Annotated in this window: 16 protein-coding genes; 10 read left to right on the forward strand and 6 right to left on the reverse strand. The window is 52.8% G+C overall.

The window, feature by feature from the left end; translation table 11 throughout:
• Positions 1–10 precede the first annotated feature (10 nt).
• A complete protein-coding gene (locus OS112_03535) occupies positions 11–556 on the forward strand; it encodes an archaemetzincin family Zn-dependent metalloprotease (protein ID WAC05711.1) in 546 nt (181 codons plus the stop codon).
• A gap of 100 nt (positions 557–656) precedes the next feature.
• Here the strand turns inward: OS112_03535 and OS112_03540 are convergent, their stop codons facing one another.
• Together OS112_03540 and OS112_03545 are read right to left on the reverse strand one after the other, a co-directional pair.
• Positions 657–1,634, reverse strand: a complete 978-nt coding sequence (locus tag OS112_03540; GenBank protein WAC05712.1) for a HEAT repeat domain-containing protein — start codon at positions 1,632–1,634, stop codon at positions 657–659.
• Positions 1,631–2,623, reverse strand: a complete 993-nt coding sequence (locus OS112_03545; GenBank protein ID WAC05713.1) for a HEAT repeat domain-containing protein — start codon at positions 2,621–2,623, stop codon at positions 1,631–1,633. Before OS112_03545 ends, OS112_03540 begins: the two co-directional genes overlap by 4 nt.
• A 158-nt stretch (positions 2,624–2,781) precedes the next feature.
• Here OS112_03545 and OS112_03550 point away from each other — a divergent pair, with 158 nt between their 5' ends.
• Positions 2,782–3,765, forward strand: coding sequence for a histone deacetylase (locus OS112_03550; GenBank protein WAC05714.1), 984 nt, complete (start codon positions 2,782–2,784; stop codon positions 3,763–3,765).
• Positions 3,766–4,418: 653 nt separating this feature from the next.
• On the opposite strand, the gene OS112_03555 is transcribed toward OS112_03550, so the two are convergent.
• Positions 4,419–4,931, reverse strand: a complete 513-nt coding sequence (locus tag OS112_03555) for an RDD family protein (GenBank protein WAC05715.1) — start codon at positions 4,929–4,931, stop codon at positions 4,419–4,421.
• A 357-nt stretch (positions 4,932–5,288) separates the two neighbouring features.
• On the opposite strand from OS112_03555, the gene OS112_03560 reads away from it, so the two are divergent.
• Both OS112_03560 and OS112_03565 read left to right on the forward strand, forming a co-directional pair.
• Entirely contained in the window at positions 5,289–6,188 is a 900-nt protein-coding gene (locus OS112_03560) for a hypothetical protein (GenBank protein WAC05716.1), read from the forward strand.
• A gap of 208 nt (positions 6,189–6,396) precedes the next feature.
• Positions 6,397–6,768 (forward strand): hypothetical protein, encoded by a 372-nt coding sequence (locus OS112_03565; GenBank protein ID WAC05717.1) that lies wholly within the window; start codon positions 6,397–6,399, stop codon positions 6,766–6,768.
• Here OS112_03565 and OS112_03570 read toward each other — a convergent pair.
• Positions 6,765–6,953 (reverse strand): tautomerase family protein, encoded by a 189-nt coding sequence (locus OS112_03570; protein ID WAC05718.1) that lies wholly within the window; start codon positions 6,951–6,953, stop codon positions 6,765–6,767. The genes OS112_03565 and OS112_03570 overlap by 4 nt on opposite strands.
• 220 nt (positions 6,954–7,173) lie before the next feature.
• Positions 7,174–8,787 carry a putative manganese-dependent inorganic diphosphatase gene (locus OS112_03575; GenBank protein ID WAC05719.1) on the reverse strand — a complete coding sequence of 538 codons (1,614 nt, stop codon included), beginning with the start codon at positions 8,785–8,787 and terminating at the stop codon, positions 7,174–7,176.
• 318 nt (positions 8,788–9,105) lie between these two features.
• Here OS112_03575 and uvrA point away from each other — a divergent pair, with 318 nt between their 5' ends.
• From uvrA to OS112_03590, 3 genes are all read left to right on the forward strand, one after another.
• Positions 9,106–11,913 carry an excinuclease ABC subunit UvrA gene (gene uvrA / locus OS112_03580; GenBank protein ID WAC06130.1) on the forward strand — a complete coding sequence of 936 codons (2,808 nt, stop codon included), beginning with the start codon at positions 9,106–9,108 and terminating at the stop codon, positions 11,911–11,913.
• Entirely contained in the window at positions 11,910–13,484 is a 1,575-nt protein-coding gene (gene uvrC, locus OS112_03585; GenBank protein WAC05720.1) for an excinuclease ABC subunit UvrC, read from the forward strand. Before uvrA ends, uvrC begins: the two co-directional genes overlap by 4 nt.
• Before the next feature lie 295 nt (positions 13,485–13,779).
• A complete protein-coding gene (locus OS112_03590) occupies positions 13,780–14,250 on the forward strand; it encodes a hypothetical protein (protein ID WAC05721.1) in 471 nt (156 codons plus the stop codon).
• Between the two features lie 940 nt (positions 14,251–15,190).
• Here the strand turns inward: OS112_03590 and OS112_03595 are convergent.
• The gene (locus tag OS112_03595) at positions 15,191–15,349 is read right to left on the reverse strand and encodes a type II toxin-antitoxin system HicB family antitoxin (GenBank protein ID WAC05722.1); all 159 of its coding nucleotides are present in this window, start codon (positions 15,347–15,349) and stop codon (positions 15,191–15,193) included.
• A 262-nt stretch (positions 15,350–15,611) separates the two neighbouring features.
• Here OS112_03595 and OS112_03600 point away from each other — a divergent pair, with 262 nt between their 5' ends.
• The 3 genes from OS112_03600 (at position 15,612) to cas3 (ending at position 18,490) form a co-directional block, all read left to right on the forward strand.
• Positions 15,612–15,803 (forward strand): hypothetical protein, encoded by a 192-nt coding sequence (locus OS112_03600; protein ID WAC05723.1) that lies wholly within the window; start codon positions 15,612–15,614, stop codon positions 15,801–15,803.
• Entirely contained in the window at positions 15,793–16,053 is a 261-nt protein-coding gene (locus OS112_03605; protein ID WAC05724.1) for a type II toxin-antitoxin system RelE/ParE family toxin, read from the forward strand. Before OS112_03600 ends, OS112_03605 begins: the two co-directional genes overlap by 11 nt.
• A 256-nt stretch (positions 16,054–16,309) precedes the next feature.
• A complete protein-coding gene (gene cas3, locus OS112_03610; GenBank protein WAC05725.1) occupies positions 16,310–18,490 on the forward strand; it encodes a CRISPR-associated helicase Cas3' in 2,181 nt (726 codons plus the stop codon).
• Positions 18,491–18,493 lie beyond the last annotated feature (3 nt).

The raw sequence follows: 18,493 nt of genomic DNA on the forward strand, positions 1-18,493 counted from the left end.
AATTATAGCGATGCATATCCATATTTTTTGGGATTTGGCTGCGCCGGCGGGGTTACAGGTGCCGGTGGGACGCACAATATCTGCCGTGCTCGGGGTGGAATCAGGCATCACCGAGAACCCCGTGCGCATGATGGGCTATGACCATGCGCGAAAGCAGGTCAATGCCCGGGTGCTGCTTGACAGTGTTCAGGCATACAAGCACCGGCATAAAATTTCCGATCCTGTGCTCCTCGTCGTGTCCCAGGACCTCTTCCGGGACGGGCACCGGTTCGTGTTCGGGCTGGCCCGGGAACCAGTCGGCGCAGCGGTGGTATCATGTGCCCGGCTCGGGAATGAATTTTACGGGAAGCCGGCACACGACGATGACCTGATCGACCGGCTTTCCAAGGAAGGGGCGCACGAGCTGGGGCACCTGCTCGGCCTTAACCACTGCGCCGTGCCGGAATGCATCATGTTCCTGCCCAACTCGCTTGACGAACTTGACTGCAAGAAAAAGATGTTCTGTGATGCCTGCAGCCAGGAGCTGGAGAACCGGAAACAGGCATTACCCGGGTAACACAGCGGTAACGTTTTTAAAATAGTAATCCTGCCATTGTCCCGGTAATGGGACAGGAATTCACTTTTTTGATTGAACAATCGGATTAATTAAAAAAAAATCAGATCGGCGGCTCCGGCATTTTTACCGTAATATAGTACGCATGGATGCCGAGCAGGAGGTAGAGCGGGAACAGGATGCTGTAGGTATTGGTCTCGCCCCCGAACTTAAAAAGCCAGACCGTGGCGGTGATATCGATCTGGAAGATCATCACACCCCACCATTTGCCCAGATAACCGTACCCGAGACCGGGAAGCATGAAGTTTAAAAACCCTGCGACCAGCGGGTTTTTTGTCATCTTCGGCCGGCGGGCCAACCCGCGGGGCAGGTGCATCAACTTGATCCGGCACCGGGGCGAGGAGAGAATCGTTTTCCAACGCACCTCAGTGTTCTCATCTGCAAGCGAGCGGATAAGCGCCGGTGTCGCATCGGGATCGCCGATCTCGCCCAGGATCTCGATGACTTTCTGACGGACATTGCTGTCCCGGTCATTGAGGATGTGGGAAAGGGCAGGGATCGCGGATTTTCCCATCATTTTTACCGCTTTCCATTCCTGCATGCCGGCAAAATAGAATGCCTTCTCAGTATCATCCGCGGGCTTCCAGCCAATTTTCGCAAGGGCAAATGCAGCCCCGAACCGGACATATTTGTCATGGTCCTTTAAAGCTTGGACAAGAGGCACGGTTGCGAGTTCATCGCCGATCTCACCTAGCGCGATCGCCGTTTCCCACCGTACTTCGCTGCTCTCGTCCTTAAGCGTCTCGGTGAGGGCTGCCACCGCATCTGGATCACGGATTATGGTGAGCGCTTCGATGATGCCCAGCCGGATGTGCTTGTCCTTCTTCTTCAGTGCCCGGACAAGCGCGTCCATTGCCGGAGTGCCCAGTGATCCAAGCGCCTGTGCAGCGTGCGACTGCACCGTAATATCGTGGAACTGGAGCGCTTTGACAAGGCCCGCAATATCTTTTTTTGCCGCCAGAGCCTCAATATCCGGCTTTTTTTTGGTTAATATGCCAGGAAGGTTGATCGTTTTGTTCACCCCGTCATCTCCGATTCACGTTTTGCCATGAAATAGGTCTGAGTAGCAAACACTGCGGTGACAGGATACGCGAGAATAAATGGCAGGAACGGCCCAAGGTCGAGCTGCGCGAAAACAATGAGAGTCATGTAACTCATGAAGATCAAAAATCCCCACCATTTTCCCATGTAGTTGTAACCGAGCCCGAGGAAGAAGAAGTTCAGCAGCGCTGACCCAAAGGGGCTGGGCCCGCTTTTCGGGCGCTGTGAGAGCCCTACGGGGAGCCGGGTGATGGGGATCCCGCATTTTCGCGATGCAAGCACCGCATTCCACCGGACACTGCTGTCGCTGTCCTGCAATGCGAGGTTGCAGGCTGCCTTTGCATCCGGGCCCCCGATGCTCCCGAGGAGTTCTACCATCCTTGCCCGGGTCGCGGGGTGTTTCTCTTTAAGGAGGGAGATGATGGGGCCGGTGGCTTGTCTGCCGATCTTTTTTGCGCCGTCCCAGTTCTGGTGGGCAAGGAGATAATATGCCTTGTCAGCATCGCTCTCCGGTTTCCAGCCAAGTTGCTCGAGCGCTTTTGCCGCCCCGTAGCGCACGTACCGGTCCATATCCTGGAGCGATTTAACAAGAAGCGGGATGCTGTTCGTATCGCCGATCTCCCCGAGAGCAAGGGCAGCCGCCCATCGGATTTCACTGGTCTCTTCGGACTTTAAGAGGGTAGCGAGCGGGCCGGTCGCACGGGCATCCCTGATGGCGGCAAGCGCCTCTATAGCACCCACCCGGGTGTTGATGCTCCGGTGGTGAAGGGAGGCAAGCAAAACCGGGACCGCTTCCGCCCCAACAGTACCCAGCGCATCAGCGGCACGCCACTGGATATCAAAATTACCATGGTCAAGCAATGAGTTCAGGCCGTTGATATCCCTGGCCTCCCTCATCGCGCTGATATCAGGCTGTCGTATATTGAGAGATCCGAATAACGGCATCAGAAGGCCCCGAGTGTCACTCATTCAATATGGCATGCAGTCAATATTTTAATTTATGGACGGTGTTGAATATAACCTGAAATGTGGGGATCTGCCAAAGGGGCAGTCCCACGCTGTTTTGCCAATAAGAATAAAACGGAATGTTTTATTGTTGACGGGTGGTATCGACTGCTTGATCGACCATGCGCTGCTCTGCGATCACAGGGACGCAGTTCTCTGCCCATGACTGTGCCGGGCACCCCGAGTCCAATAACCGGCTGATAACTGCCTGCAGCGGGCTGGATCCCCGGTGCCCTGTGTATCCCCCGCAGGCATGTCCGATGGAAGATCTCGGACGCATCCATTCTCCTTCTTATATCGCCATGCTGCAGCAACGGTGTTTAGGCACAAACGGTGTGGCATTCCTTGATCCCGACACCTATATCACGCGGCATTCCTTTGATATCGCAAATCTCGCGGCCGGGAGCGCTGTTGCCGCTGCGGACCGTGCCCTTTCCGGTGAGCACTGTTTTGCGCTGGTGCGACCCCCCGGCCATCATGCGGAACATAACCGGGCGATGGGGTTCTGCCTGTTGAACAATGCCGCTGTTGCTGCCGCTGCTGCGTTGAAAAGCTCGGACCGCATTGCGATTGTCGACTGGGACAATCATCATGGCAACGGCACCCAGCACGCATTTTTTTCCAGCAACCAGGTGTTATACTGTTCTGTGCACCAGCGGGATGCTTTCCCCTGCACCGGCAGTATCGGTGAGACCGGGACCGGAGACGGTGCCGGGTTCAACATCAATGCCCCGATTTATGCCGGCGCCGGCATTGCAGATTACACATGCGTCTTTTCTGATGTATTTGTCCCGGCTCTTGTCCGGTTCCGGCCGGAATTGATCATTGTTTCTGCGGGTCAGGACATACTCTTTGATGATCCGCTTGGCATGATGGAAGTCATGCCTCAGCATTTTGAACTCCTCACAAGGATGCTTGCGGTATCTACCGGTGCCCCGATCGCCCTTGTTCTGGAGGGCGGGTACAGCCCGTCCCATGGAAAAGCGGTTGCGGGCATCTTTGCTGGTCTGCGGTCTGAACGCGACACTGGAGATGAGGTACGACAACCGCAGCGAAGCACTCAGGAACTGGTTTCACACCTCAAAAAGATCCACCGGATTGGATGACTGTTTCAGGGAGACGGCAGGACATCGATCTCCATGTGACTGATCCGAAAGTAAATATTTTTCGTCTGGATAATCGGCCAGAGCTCATAGAGGAGAACCGTTACGGGTTCCCACATCGCAGCCCACCCGATGATCAGGAGTGCATCGGCGAAGAGCTAAGCAAGCACCCCGGGGATCCCCGATCAAGTCTGGTGCCTGTGTCACTTATGTTCGCACTCGGAAACTCTCATCAAACAGTGCATCGAGGAGCGCACCTGTCGCCCGGAAGTCCCCCGGCCTCCCGGGGGATTCAGTGGCTTTCTATCGGTTTGAAGGCTCTCATCCGCAAGCATCCTGAAATGATGGCCAATCCGTTTATCAGGTTCACCCTCAGGTTCTGGTTCTTTTATATCCGGCCGGGAGGACATATCAGGATCCTGCTCTGCCATCAGTCCCTCACTATTTTGAACAGGTCACCGGCATTCGATAAATAAAAAAATATAAAATTCGGCTCTGTAGAAAACCTCGTTTCTATTATCCATATTGCCCTAACTTGTTCCAGTGATATCGCATTGTGGGGGATGCGGCAGCGGCGGGGGCGCAAGCATCAGCCGAAGCCCCCAAGAGCGTTAAGAGCTGGGATTTCTAAGCATTTTTACAGAGCCTAAAATTCGTCACTCCTTTTCCTTCACATAAACGATCCCGGCTGGCTCCCGGTAGTCCGTCCTTATAACGATGGTGTTGGAGATCCGGTTGAAGAGCCGGAGCTTGGTTCCGGGCATCCCGAACCAGCCGATCAGGCAGTCGACCGGAAGAAGGATTGCTTTACCCATGCTTTCAATTGCAGCAGATCCGTATTTTATTTTTGTCCCATCCCGTTTTACGACCTTGATGTTCATCACCATTTTACCAAGGGACTGCCCGCAGTACCCTTCCATACTCGTCCAGTAAAAAAAGAAGAACAGGGTCTGGAACCCTACTTCAAATGGGTTCCAGTTTTTATAGTCAAGGATCTGGTGTATGGTCCAGAATGGTTCCAGGGCCCCTCTGATAATATTTAAAAATAAGATGACAAGGATGATATCGATCAGCCATGCCCAGAAACGGGTGCTCCACCTGGCCAGATACAAGGTATTGGCTGGAACCTGTTCGGGAAGACCACCTGCCCCGTTGAATGATTCTGCCATGCTATTATCACCTATTGAACACGTTTATGAATGAATGTTACTCTTGGATATGAGGATGAGTATATTTCCCGGAAATGCCTGTAATGCATCAAGGACCCCCAATCCGGGTAACATCGTTTCTAAAAAAACTATCATAATATTAATAACCGAATTGAGCCATCAGTAGATATGCCGCCATGAGGGTCAGGACTTTTCCTGTAATACCCTTATTATGGACTGGAGATGGTTCCGATTAGTACGAAAATCCAGCAAATAACAAATGGTCAACGAGGAAATACGGCTGTCAGGTATCTCGCAGTGTGTATCGGGATTCTATTGATCTTTCCTTTGGCATCAGCGGGAGGATCCAGCTCGGGGATGTCCTATGCAGAACTGAAACATCCTGCCCCGCCCCCTCCGCTTCTGCCTGGCCAGTCTGCCGGGACGTATCCTGTCGGATTTTTCGGACTGAACTTCAATGTGGATAATGCAAATACCCTGGAACTCGATCTCGGGGCAGCGCAGACCGCGGGTGCTGAAGTCACCCCTCATCCTGACCGGGTTGAAGTATACCAGCACGGTTCACCATCAGTTTTGATCACGTTTTACGGGACAAATTTTGAATTTAAGAACGGGAAAATTGTCGGAAAGGTGACCCGCGCAGATTTTATAACAAGCCCTCTTATCGGGAAGATCGATGCCGGGGAATTGACGGGGACCGTCCGTGTTGACCTGATCGGGCTGACCGGAAAAGGATCCCTGACAAAAACCATTGATGCCAATGTCTCTTCCACTATAAGCGATCTCTTCAAGGCCGAAGCTGAAAGGGAGAACCTCGGTTACAACTCGGCAGCATTTATGATGAACATCACAAAAGTGAACCTCGAACAGACCGGTGCTGCGAACCTGACATTTACAGTTCCCTCCGGATGGGTCATCTCGAACGGCGGGATTGAGAGCGTCCGCATTGCGCGGATCAGTGAGAAGGATCATACTACACAGGTTCTTGACACCCGCTATTTAGGGACGACACCGCAGGATGCCATGAAATTCACGGCTTATTCTCCTGACGGGACCTCTATCTTTAGCATAATTACCACAAAAGCCGTGATGGCAAAAGGGGGGAAGCCTTCTGAAGGGCCACTGATGACGGATATCGGTATGTTCATATGGCTCTCCCAGATGGGGATTACGAACCTGCATCTTGTCGCAGTCGGAGCAATCCTGCTTGCCGGTATCCTGTTTGTCGGCTGGAGCCGGAGGAGAGTCCAGAAATGAATCAGATCTTTCCTGCCAGGAGTGTTAACCAGTGGATATCGACAGTTCCTGTAATTGCCCTCATGGCATGATCTTAATCTCAACAGGTACTCCTTGAACTCAAAGCAGAGGTGGAAAAGATGAGTGACCTTATCTGTTACCTGTCTGTCCATCAAGGGAATACAAAAAAAATTGCTGAAGCGATGGCACAGGCAATCGGTGCGGAACTGTGCGGGCCAAAGGAATTGGCGGAAAAGATCTGTCACAGTCTAACCTGATCGGGTTCGGCTCCGGGATCTATTTCGCAAAACACCATAAGGAGCTGCTCATGGCAATCGCTGCCCTACCGGCCCTTGCCGGAAAGAACGTCTTTGTCTTCTCGACAGCCGGGTCCTGTGCAGCATGGTTCCTCTTCCACCGGGCGATCAAAAAGGAGATGGCTGCAAAAGGTGGAGTTCTTGCCGGAGAGTTCTGCTGCAAAGGGTATGATACGTATGGGCTCTTTGGAAAATTCGGCGGGATCAACAAAGGGCACCCGGATGTGCGTGATATTTGCCGGGCGGTCACCTTTGCAAAAAAGATGGCTGGAATGACCAATTAGTTGGTGTCGGACCGGAGTCTTCCGGCTTTTCCGATGTTCTCCAGTTCATGTTCATCGATCATGATGGTCACAAGCTCGGGCTCGATCTTCAGTGTACTGACAAGCGTATCTGTGAACTCTTTTACGATCCTTGCCTTCTGTTCAACCGACCAGCCTTTTTTCATCTTGAGAATTACAACGGGCATAATGGCACCAGCATATCCGGAATCGTTGGACGCGGGAGTATTTAGGACAATTGATGATGAACTGACCGAGACAGATAACGACGATACGAGATCCCCACCACCCGACCGCCTTATCGGGGTCGGAGGAGGCAAGGCGGTGGAAATGATTTTTTAAAATTCCCCCCTTTTTATTTATTGCCCGTCAACTGTGAATGTTTTTAAATAAACCTGCCATATCTCTTCAGGACGGCCGCAGTTTCTCCCCAAACCACGGGAGGATGTCCTTCTTTCTGGACATCATGTTCTCAAGCAGGACAGGCTGGTCCCGGATTCCCAGCGTTGTGAGGACATGGCTTTCCGCTGCCGCAAAGAGCATGCTCCCGTTTTCGATGACGCTTGTGTACATCCCTATGTAGAAGTCCACACCCTGCTGCACCCGGAGTCTTGCCAGCTCCCGCCGGATCTCATCCGCATGTGCCAGCGGGAACGAGAAGGAAGGGACCATCACCTGTGCAATGATTACGTTTTTGCCAAAGAGTGTGTAACGTTTCGTGTCCCGCATTAAAAGTTCCTCCGTCGTTGAACTGTCAAGGTTCATTCCTTTCTCCAGCAGTTCCTGCCCGAACGCAGCCGGATCGACTCCCGCGATCGGTGCAAGGTATGCCACCGCCTCCAGGTCATCCGGTGTGGTAGTAGACATCTTCAGGACTAATGTATCGGAAAGGATGCCGGCAAGGAGGATACCCGCGATCGCGGGCGACGGAGAGATACCGCCCTCGCGGTATTTCTGGGTGATGATGGTGGAGGTGGACCCGACCGGGTCGTTTAAAAATTTCACCGGTTTCAGGGTCGACATCGCGCCGAGCCGGTGGTGGTCGATGATCTCGAGGATCTCTGCCCCGTCAATCCCGTCCACTGCCTGGACAAACTCGTTGTGGTCGAGCAGGATTACCGGTTTATGCACGTCCGAGAGGAGCGTGGTCCTCGTCACGATGCCGAGGAGATTCCCGTCCCTGTCAACGACGCAGGCGGAACGGAACTTGGAGTTGTACACGGTCTGTTTTGCCTGTGTGATGGTATCGGAAAGCGAGAGCCTCGGGATGTCTGTCTCCATCACCATCCGTACCGGTAGCGACAAGCTAATCATAGTCCCTATACCATATGCATCAAGGTCTGTAGCAAGGAGAGGCACTCCCCGCGCCTCTGCCTCGCGGATTACCTGTGCACTGACCGGTGCGCCGTCCGCAACGATCAGTGCCGCAATGCCGGATGCAATAAGGGCGAGCTGAAGCGGTTTGTTGTCACCGGCCACAGCGATATCCTTGTCAGTAATCTTCTTTCCGGCAACATCAGGCGTGTCGAGTGCAATCAACACCCTGCCCTCAAGTGTTTCCGCTGCACTCACCAGCACCCGTGCGGAGAGTATCCGCGCGAGGGTATCCGGGGGGAGCGGCGCAATTGCAAGCGCACCGATCTTCAGCCGGCGGACGTAGGCACGGGCGAGCCCGTGCTCACCCACAACGCCGACGAGTCTCCCCTCATCATCCGTGATCGGCACGTTCCGGATATCGTGCGTGTCCATGAGTTCCGCAACCTCGACCGTCGGTACATCGAGGGTTACGCTGATCCGTGCAATCTTCAGGTCGGAAACGCGGGGCTCAACACTCTCAATCAGAACAGGGGGATCCATCCCGAATTTACGGAGGGCAAAACAGGTCTCAGAGTTCAGTTCACCACAGCGGGCTGCGACATACACTCCCGGCTCCGCAAGGTTCCTGAATTCCGCGTACGCGATCACGCTCGCGATGCAGTCCGTATCCGGCTGCCGGTGACCGATGATAAGAATCTTTTCCATGGCCAAAATCCTGTCGCTCACTCTTGTCTCCCAGTATTGGGAGCGGGCGGATAAATACTGTAGGAAAGCCTAAAAAAACGGGTTCTGCAGAAATCATCGGTTTTCATAATGTTCCCTGGGGAATCGGTCATTGCAGAGCGGTGATTAACCTGGGAACCTATCAGAATGTTTTTTGCATGTCTGCTTTTTTAAAAATGGCAGACAGGAGAAGATATCCTTGCTGCCAGCCCCTGCCGCAGCCGCAGTCGACCCGGCCGCACCCATGCCCCAAAATAAATCTCTTTAATGTCTGGAAACGATTGGTACAGCGCAACAGCTATGAAAAATATCATCATCAAAGGCGCGCGCCAGCACAACTTAAAAAATATCAGTGTTGAAATCCCTCGCGACAAACTCGTTGTAATCACCGGTGTCTCCGGCTCCGGTAAATCGACGCTTGCGTTCGATACGCTCTATGCAGAGGGGCAGCGGAGGTATGTCGAGTCGCTCTCTACGTATGCACGGCAGTTTTTAGGGCTGATGCACAAGCCGGACGTGGACAGCATCGAAGGGCTCTCGCCCGCGATCTCGATCGAACAGAAAACAACGAGCAAGAACCCCCGCTCGACTGTCGGGACCACCACTGAGATCTACGATTACCTCCGGCTGCTTTTTGCCCGCATCGGGACGCCATACTGCCCGGAACACAATATCCCTATTGCGTCCCAGACGCCGGACCGGATTGCCGACCAGATCGCAGCTGAGCACGCAGGGATGGTTACCATACTCTCGCCGGTTGTCCGGCAGAAGAAGGGCACTTACCAGCAACTCCTCCGTGATCTCAACCGGGAAGGGTACGCCCGCGTCCGGGTTAACAGGGAGATCATCCGCACCGATGAGGAGATCAATTTGGAGCGGTACAAGAAGCAGGACATCGAGATCGTGATCGACCGTTGCGAGACATCCGACCGGTCACGGCTCACCGAGGCTGTGGAAAACGCCCTGAAAAAGTCTGAAGGGCTCGTACTGGTTGTCGGTGAAGAGGGCAACGAGGTGACATACTCCTCACTCATGGCATGCCCGGTCTGCGGGCTCGCATTTGAGGAACTCCAGCCCCGCATGTTCTCGTTCAACAGCCCATTTGGCGCCTGCGGGGAGTGTCATGGTCTGGGTGTAAAGATGGAGTTTGACCCCGACCTGATCATCCCGGACAAGAACCGGTGCATCGCAGACGGGGCCGTTGCCCCGTACCGTAACCCGATGGACGGTTTCCGGGGACAATACCTCGCAACCGTTGCAAAACATTTCGGTTTTGATGTGCTTACCCCGGTAAAAGACCTCACAGAGGTCCAGTATAATGCGCTCATGTTCGGCTCTTGTGAACGGATGAAGTTCTCGATGAGCATGAAGAACGGGGACGCACACTGGTCGCATACGGGTGAATGGGAGGGGCTTCTCCCCCAGACGGCACGGCTCTACAGCCAGACCCAGTCCGAGTACCGGAAGCGCGAGCTCGAGAGCTATATGCGAGTCTTTGACTGCCCGACATGCAGGGGAAAGCGGCTCAAGGAAAAAGTGCTTGCGGTACGGATCAACGGCAGGTCGATTATCGACGTGACCGATCTTTCGGTCAGCGGGTGCATTGCGTTCTTTGAGTCACTCCGCCTCACCGGCAGGGAGCAGGAGATCGCGCACCAGATCATCAAGGAGATCCGGTCCCGGCTTGATTTCCTTGAAAAGGTGGGGCTCGGTTACCTCACACTTTCGCGCAATGCCGGAACGCTGTCAGGTGGTGAGGCGCAGCGTATCCGGCTTGCCACACAGATCGGCTCGAACCTGATGGGTGTTCTGTACGTGCTGGACGAACCCTCTATCGGGCTCCACCAGCGGGACAACCGGAAGCTGATCGGCACCCTGCGTACGCTCCGTGACCTCGGTAACACCCTGATCGTTGTCGAACATGATGAGGACATGATCCGTTCCGCCGACCATGTGATTGACATGGGACCTGGCGCCGGCCTTCACGGCGGGGAAGTCGTTGCGGAAGGAACGCCGCAGCAGATCGAAAAGAACAAAAAGTCCTTAACCGGGCACTATCTCTCCGGTCAAAAACGGATCGAAGTCCCAGCGGAGCGCCGGAAGGCAGAACGGTACCTGACGGTTAAAGGCTGCCGGGAAAACAATCTAAAAAATATCGATGCAAAAATCCCGATCGGCCTTCTCACCGTAGTAACCGGGGTCTCGGGAAGCGGGAAATCGACGCTCATCTACGAAACCCTTTACAAGGGTATGATGCGGGTCCTCCACCAGTCTCGGGAACCTGTCGGCGCACATGACGCAATTACGTTCGATTCGGCGATTGACAAAGTAATCGTGATCGACCAGTCGCCAATCGGCAGGACGCCACGGTCAAACCCCGCGACATATACGAAGGTCTTTGACGAGATCCGAACGGTCTTTGCAGGGACAAAAGAGGCAAAGATGCGGGGATATAAACCGGGCAGGTTCTCTTTTAACCTGCGTGGCGGCCGGTGCGAGGCATGCGAAGGTGACGGCCTGATCCGGATCGAGATGAACTTCCTGCCCGACGTATATATTGAGTGCGAAGAGTGCAAGGGGAAGCGTTACAACCGCGAGACGCTCGATGTGAAGTACAAGGGAAAGTCCATTGCGGATGTGCTTGGTATGAGTGTGGAAGAGGCACTTGTACTGTTTGCAAACATCCCGTCCATCCGGAGCAAGCTGGAGTTGCTCACCCGCGTCGGCCTTGATTACATCAAGCTCGGGCAGAGCGCGACCACTCTTTCAGGTGGCGAAGCGCAGCGGATCAAACTGACCCGCGAGCTTGCAAAGCGTGCGACGGGAAAAACATTGTACCTGCTCGATGAACCGACGACCGGGCTCCACTTTGACGACACGAAAAAGCTGATCAAGGTTCTCGACGACCTTGTCGCCAAGGGCAACACCGTTGTCGTGATCGAGCACAACCTTGACGTGATCAAGTCCGCCGACCATATCATTGATATCGGCCCCGATGGCGGGGATGCAGGCGGGGAGATCATCGCGACAGGTACACCTGAGGAAGTCACCGGTATTTCAAAAAGCTATACCGGGCAATTTTTAAAACCGATACTACAGCTTCCATGATCACCCTCCCCGACATCCCCCATGCCCCCGGCTGCTACCTTTTCTCTGACCAGTCCGGCACGATCATCTATATCGGGAAAGCAAAAGACCTCAGGAAGCGCGTTGCCGGTTACTTTTCAAGGACCGATCATGATACAAAGACCAGGAGCCTCGTTGGGCATACCGCATCGGTCGATTTTGTCGTGACCACCAGCGAAGTCGAGGCATTTATACTTGAGAACAACCTCATCAAGAAACACCTGCCGCGGTACAATATCGATTTAAAGGACGCGAAACGGTTTGCATACATCGGGATCTCACGCGACCCGTTCCCCCGGATCGGGATTGCACGGCGCATCACGAAAGGAGAGGGGACATTCTTCGGGCCGTTTGTCTCTGCTGAAGAGCGCGACCATGTGCTACGGGTCATAAAAAAGGTTTTCTGCCTGCGGTCGTGCCGGAAGCTTCCCAAACGGGCATGCCTCCGGTACCATATGCAGTCATGCAGCGCCCCCTGTATCGGGAAGATCAGCAGGGAGGAGTACCTGATACAGGTCGAGCGGGCGGCCACATTTTTGAAAGGGAGATCGGGCGAGCTGCTCAAATCCCTTCAGGCAGAGATGGAGGAACGGTCGGCAGCACAGGATTTTGAATACGCGCTTGTACTGCGCAACCAGATCGCCGCAATCGGGCACCTCGCAGACCGGCAGCATGTGGAACGCCCCAAAGAGACCGATCAGGACATCATAGCGTACACGGTCGCAGGCGAAACGGTTTTTTTGATGGTTTTTTCTGTGGAAAAGGGGCTTCTTATCGGAAAACAGGAGTACTCCTTTGATTCCCGCAAGGATTTTTTTGAAGAGTTCCTCGTGCAGTTCTATGCGGACCGCACTCCGCCAGCAGAGCTCGTCGTCCCGGTCGGGATCGGTATTGCGCTCACCGAATACCTGTCGCAGAGAAAGGGGTCGCGGGTCCGCGTGACCGTGCCAAGGATTGGCGAGAAGAAGAAGCTGCTCGATCTCGTGTATAAAAATATTGAACATGCGTTCCTCCGTGACGGACTGAAGGTGCCGGGCCTGCAGGCAGCGCTTGATCTCAAAACCCCCCCGTCAGTCATTGAGTGCTTTGACATATCGCACCTATTCGGGACATCGATGACCGGGTCAATGGTGCAGTTCCGGGATGGGAAGCCGGACAAGAAGAATTACCGCAGGTTCAGGATCCGGACGGTTGAGGGAATCGATGATTTTGCCTCCATTGCGGAGGTGGTGAAGCGCAGGTATTTACGGCTGACAGGCGAGGGTGGGGAACTGCCGGACCTTGTCATCATCGATGGCGGGAAGGGGCAGCTCGGTGCTGCACGCGATGTCTTGGTAAGCCTCGGCTGCGACATTCCTGTGATCGCGATCGCAAAACGGGAGGAAGATGTTTACGTCCCCGGGGAAATACTCCCGCGCCGGCTCGATCCCAAAGGAACCGCGCTCCAGTACCTGCAGGAGATCCGGAATGAGGCCCACCGGTTCGCGATCGCGTACCACAAGCTTCTCAGGAGCAAACGGGCGGCGGGCAGGGATGCTCCCCGCCACCGGTGAGGAGGGTGGTTAAAAAGAGCGCGACATTGACAACTGTCCTGTTTGTCTGCTTTCCTGTGTCCGGAATCATTGCCATCGATATCAGGGTGGTAATATTACACAGATCCTGCCATTGTAAAATTCCGGGTTAATATAAAACCGCTCCCCTGCAGGATCTATTGTCTAACCGATCAGCTCAATCATGTTCCTTTCTGTTCAGGCTGTTGAACCGCGCCTATTTTATTAATAGATAAGCAGCAGCGCCCGACAGTTGTACGGGTGAGACACCCCCACGATACAAAAAAGGTGAACGAAGATGAAAGCAACACAACTGATCGCAGGTGCATTCCTCGCCTGCTGTTTAATCGGCATGATGGTGCTGCCGGCCTCGGCGGCATCCGGTGTACAGGGAATGAACGTAAAGGCAGCAAAGATCGATTCGGGCCTGCAGGACGATCTCTGGAAGGCTCATGCGGAGAACCGGCTGGAGACGTTCGACATGCACGTCCGGCACGCAAAGGACATCATCGATGTACTTGAAGCCCACGGGATCAACACAAGCGGGCCGCAGGCAGTGCTTGACCAGTTCGCTGCTATGCGCCCCGAGCTCGAGCAGGCGCTCAACAACCATGACCGCGAAGCGTTAAAGACTGTCAACCAGAAACTGATCGAGCTTACAAAGCAGTTCCTCCGGTCTGTCCGCGACGCGATACGGGCATCGGCCGGTACCGCAACCGCATCGGAATCCGGTATCGCGATCCCGCTTGCCGGTACCGCAGCGATCTGATGGTGAGGTCCGGGAATAATCTGCCACACCTCTTTTTTACGATACCGGTTTTATTCAGATCTTCGCTATTTTGAAAGGGTACATTCAGGCCGGATTACAACACGTACACTGGCAGAATCATACCTCTCTTACTGGGTGATAACGTTGAATTTTATCAGGCAGTCCGTTGTATCGCTCAACAACGAGATCCGGAAATTGTCAGAGGGGCCCGCCGACGATTGAACGTTCCTGTCCGATCCGGCTTTGGGAATATTTCCTGAGCAAAAAAATTCCGGTTTTTTCTCACGCAACCTGACATTTTCCCAATCGTTTTTTTATGGTCAGTCCGATCCCGTTCGAAAACGCCTTTCTCTGCATCCGGACCCCCTGTCCGGTAACACCACCCAGCTCGATCACCTTCAGTGAGCCTGAGGCAATCCGGGCCCGATACGGGCTCCGATTGGTGTCTGACAAGGTGAAAAGAAGTTCGTATCGGGCTCTGTTTCCCAAAGTTCGCGTAAAAGGCTTATTTTGGCAAACGGACGATTTTATAGATCCCCAAAACCTGCATGGAAATTCGGGAATCCGGAAGCCAGCTGATGGATTGGACATTCTGGAAACAATCCTTGTACAGAACGCTTTGGCAGGTCATTTGCGGGCATTTTAATCTCTTCAGATATTGGGTATTTTGGCAAACGGAAGGTTTTAAATGGCACTAATCTATCATGATTTATCATTGCCGGGGAGCCGGAAGGGTCTCTTCTCATTCCCAGATGGCCATCCCGTTTCCGGACGCGAAACCGTCCTTCCGATACCCGGGAAAAAATATTTTTGAAAAAAATTCAGAATCGAAAAAAAAATTTGAAAAAATCGCGAGCAGTGAAAAAAAATTTTCAATTTTTTTTGATCACGGAAAAAAGTTCTGAAAAGTTCAAAGAAATTAAAGCGTTGGGGTGACAGATTACCGGCAGATGGGAATGCCCCGGCGCAGCCGCACGATGATCCAGCCATCGATCACTTCGATGAGGTTTTTGCGGCACTCTTCCAGCGTTTTACCTGTCGCCCAGACACCGGGCAGTTCGGGCACTTCGCCGTAATAGGGCTCCTCGTCCTTGATCACATCGTAGCGTGCATGGGCGAGTGCTTTTTCGATATACTGGAGTATTATATTTTTCCCCTGCGGTTTGCCGTGGCTCCCTTGTACTCAACCGGTTATGTACCTGTCCTCAAATACATTCTGGTACCGGACAAAACCCGAACATAATAGAACACGAATCGAATGCAAGCCGGCGTTGTGCGGCTCTGTGAATGGTTTTTCCGTGGATGAGCACAACTGAATGCATATATCCCGGAAGAAGAGTACATAACACGAGGAGAAAACAATGGAAACTGAAGTCCTGAAAGAGCTGAAACTAATCCGAGCAGACCTGAAATATATCAGGAAACACATGGTCGATCAGGACATGATCCTCGCCCCGGATGAAAAAAACCTCCTTGAAGAATCCCGTCGCGAACTCAGGGAAGGAAAAACCCGTTCGCTTGATGAGATACTGAAGAGCCGGCATGTCACGTGAAATACGGTTCGGTTCGAAGGCGGACCGGTTTTTACAGGATGCGGATCAGAGGATCGTGAAAAGAATTGCCAGAAAAATCGAGGCCCTTGCCAAAAATCCGTTCCCTCGCGGGGCTAAAAAAGTCCTTGGCGAGGAGGGTGTCTTCAGGACAAGGGTGGGAGATTACCGGATTCTTTTCTCACTCGAAAACGATGACCGGACGCTTCTTATCGTGAACATCGACAAACGGTCCCGTGTTTATAAACGATGACATCCAGTCCCGGCCGCGCCTTTTTCAACTCTCCACTGAGAGCAACTATCTCCCCGCCCCCTGCTCTTTCTTTCCCGCCGCACTTCTCTTCTGGATCTCCTCCGGTGACGGGACGGGCCCTTTTGGCAGGGCGATGATTGCCTCGATCACTTTCACGGCGCGGGACGCAAGGTTTAATCTGTAGGGGGATGAAAGGGGATCATCTCAGCAATATCTGGAGTGTTGAATAATTTTGTAATTTAAAGAAGTCGCCCTTATGTATTACGCTCATTCCACAGGAAATCCGGAGAAATCCGACTGGCAGCTCCTCAAGGATCACCTCATCAATGTTGCAACTATTTCTGAAAATTTTGCCAATGATTTTCATGCCGGTGAATTGGCATACACAAGTGGACTACTTCATGATCTTGGAAAATATTCCCCGGAATTCCAGAAACGTCTCGAAGGTGAACGATTTCACGTTGATCACTCGACCGCAGGAGCGATTGAAGCCAGGAAAAAATATCATAAATCGTACGGTCTGATTTTCGCGTATGTAATCTCCGGACATCATGGGGGCCTCTTGAATTTTGGCAGCAGCGAAAGTGGCCTTTATGAGCGTATGCAAAAATCTGATTTACCGGATTATTCTTTTTACAAGCATGAGATCACCATTCCCGATCAAAAAACGTTTCATCTCGCATTGAAACCATTTCCCCAAAAAACCGGCTATTGTATTTCATTTTTCACACGGATGCTTTACTCGTGTCTAGTGGATGCGGACTCGCTCGATACGGAAGAGTTCACCAACCCGGAAAAATCTTCAGTGCGTGGACAGTATGAATCGTTCGAAGCACTTAGTAAAAAATTCGAAACTTTCATGCGGGAAAAAAATTCCGGTGCGGAAAATTCTCTGATTAACCGCGAGCGGAAAAATATTTTCAGCCAGTGTGTTGAGGCCGGCTCGCTGCCACACGGCATTTTCAGCCTGACGGTTCCGACCGGCGGGGGAAAAACCCTCTCTTCAATGGCATTTGCGCTCGAACACCTGAAGAAACATAATCTGAAACGAATCTTCTACGTTATTCCCTATACCAGTATCATCGAACAGAATGCCAAGGTGTTCCGGGACATTTTCGGGAGCCGGAATGTTCTGGAACATCACAGCAATTTTGATCCGGCAACGATTGAAACCGATGATATGGATAGTGGCAAAGAATCTCTCCGGCTTGCAACGGAAAACTGGGACATGCCGGTCGTTGTCACGACCAATGTCCAGTTCTTCGAATCGCTCTTCTCCAACAAACGGTCCCGCTGCCGGAAACTGCACAGCCTGGCAAAGAGCGTGATCATCCTTGACGAAGCTCAGATGCTGCCGACCGGGTACCTGTTACCCTGTCTTGCCGCATTGTCCGAGCTGGTCCGCAACTATGGCTCAACGGTTGTCATTTGTACTGCGACCCAGCCGAAACTGGGCGATCTGCTGGACGAGAGCATCCGGCCCCAGGAGATCATGGACTCGCCGGATAAATTGTATGAATCTTTCAAGCGGGTACGCGTGACTGACCTCCGTTCACTCAGTGATGCTGAACTATCAGCCAGACTGAAAGAGCATCGTCAGGTCTTATGCATTGTGAATACCCGGAATCATGCGAAGAAATTGTATGATGCGCTTGCCGGTTCCGGGAACTGTTTTCACCTTAGCGCAAGGATGTGCCCGGTCCACCGCAGAAAAAAGATTATGGAGATCAAGAATCGTCTCAAAGAGGATAAGGACTGCCGGGTTGTCTCGACGCAATTGATCGAAGCCGGTGTGGATATTGATTTCCCGGTTGTGTATCGCGCGATGACCGGGATCGATTCGATCGCACAGGCTGCCGGCAGGTGCAACCGCGAAGGGAAATTAAATGAGGGCGAGGTTTTCATTTTCAAATCCACGGAGAGTTATGGCAAGGCAACGTCATGGCAGAATCTTGTTGCGGAAATCGGCGAGATGGCCCTGAGTTATTCCGATGATCCGCTCTCGCTCTCAACTGTGACGGACTATTTCCAACGCTTATATCACTACAAGGAAGATGGAGGACTGGATGAGAAAAAAATCTTACAACAACTCGAAGAGCGTTCCGATGAACTTGCATTCCCATTCGTGGATGTCGCGGATAAATTCCGGATAATCGAGGGAGGAACAAAAGACCTGATTATTCCCTATGATGAGAACGCCAGATCGAAGATAACGGATCTTCGTGCAACAGAATTTCCCTGGATGTACATACGGGATCTTCAGGGATATTCGGTCAGTATCTATCCTAATGAATTTCGGGAGATGGAACGCATGAACCTGATTGAGACGATTGCCGACCGGTTTTATGTATTGAGATCCTGTGAGGATTATTCCGATGAAACAGGATTGAAAATCCGGGAGAATGCCGGATATGATGGATCATTGTGGATCATTTAGGAG

Source organism: Methanoregula sp. (assembly GCA_026625165.1).
Lineage (GTDB): Archaea > Halobacteriota > Methanomicrobia > Methanomicrobiales > Methanospirillaceae > MVRE01.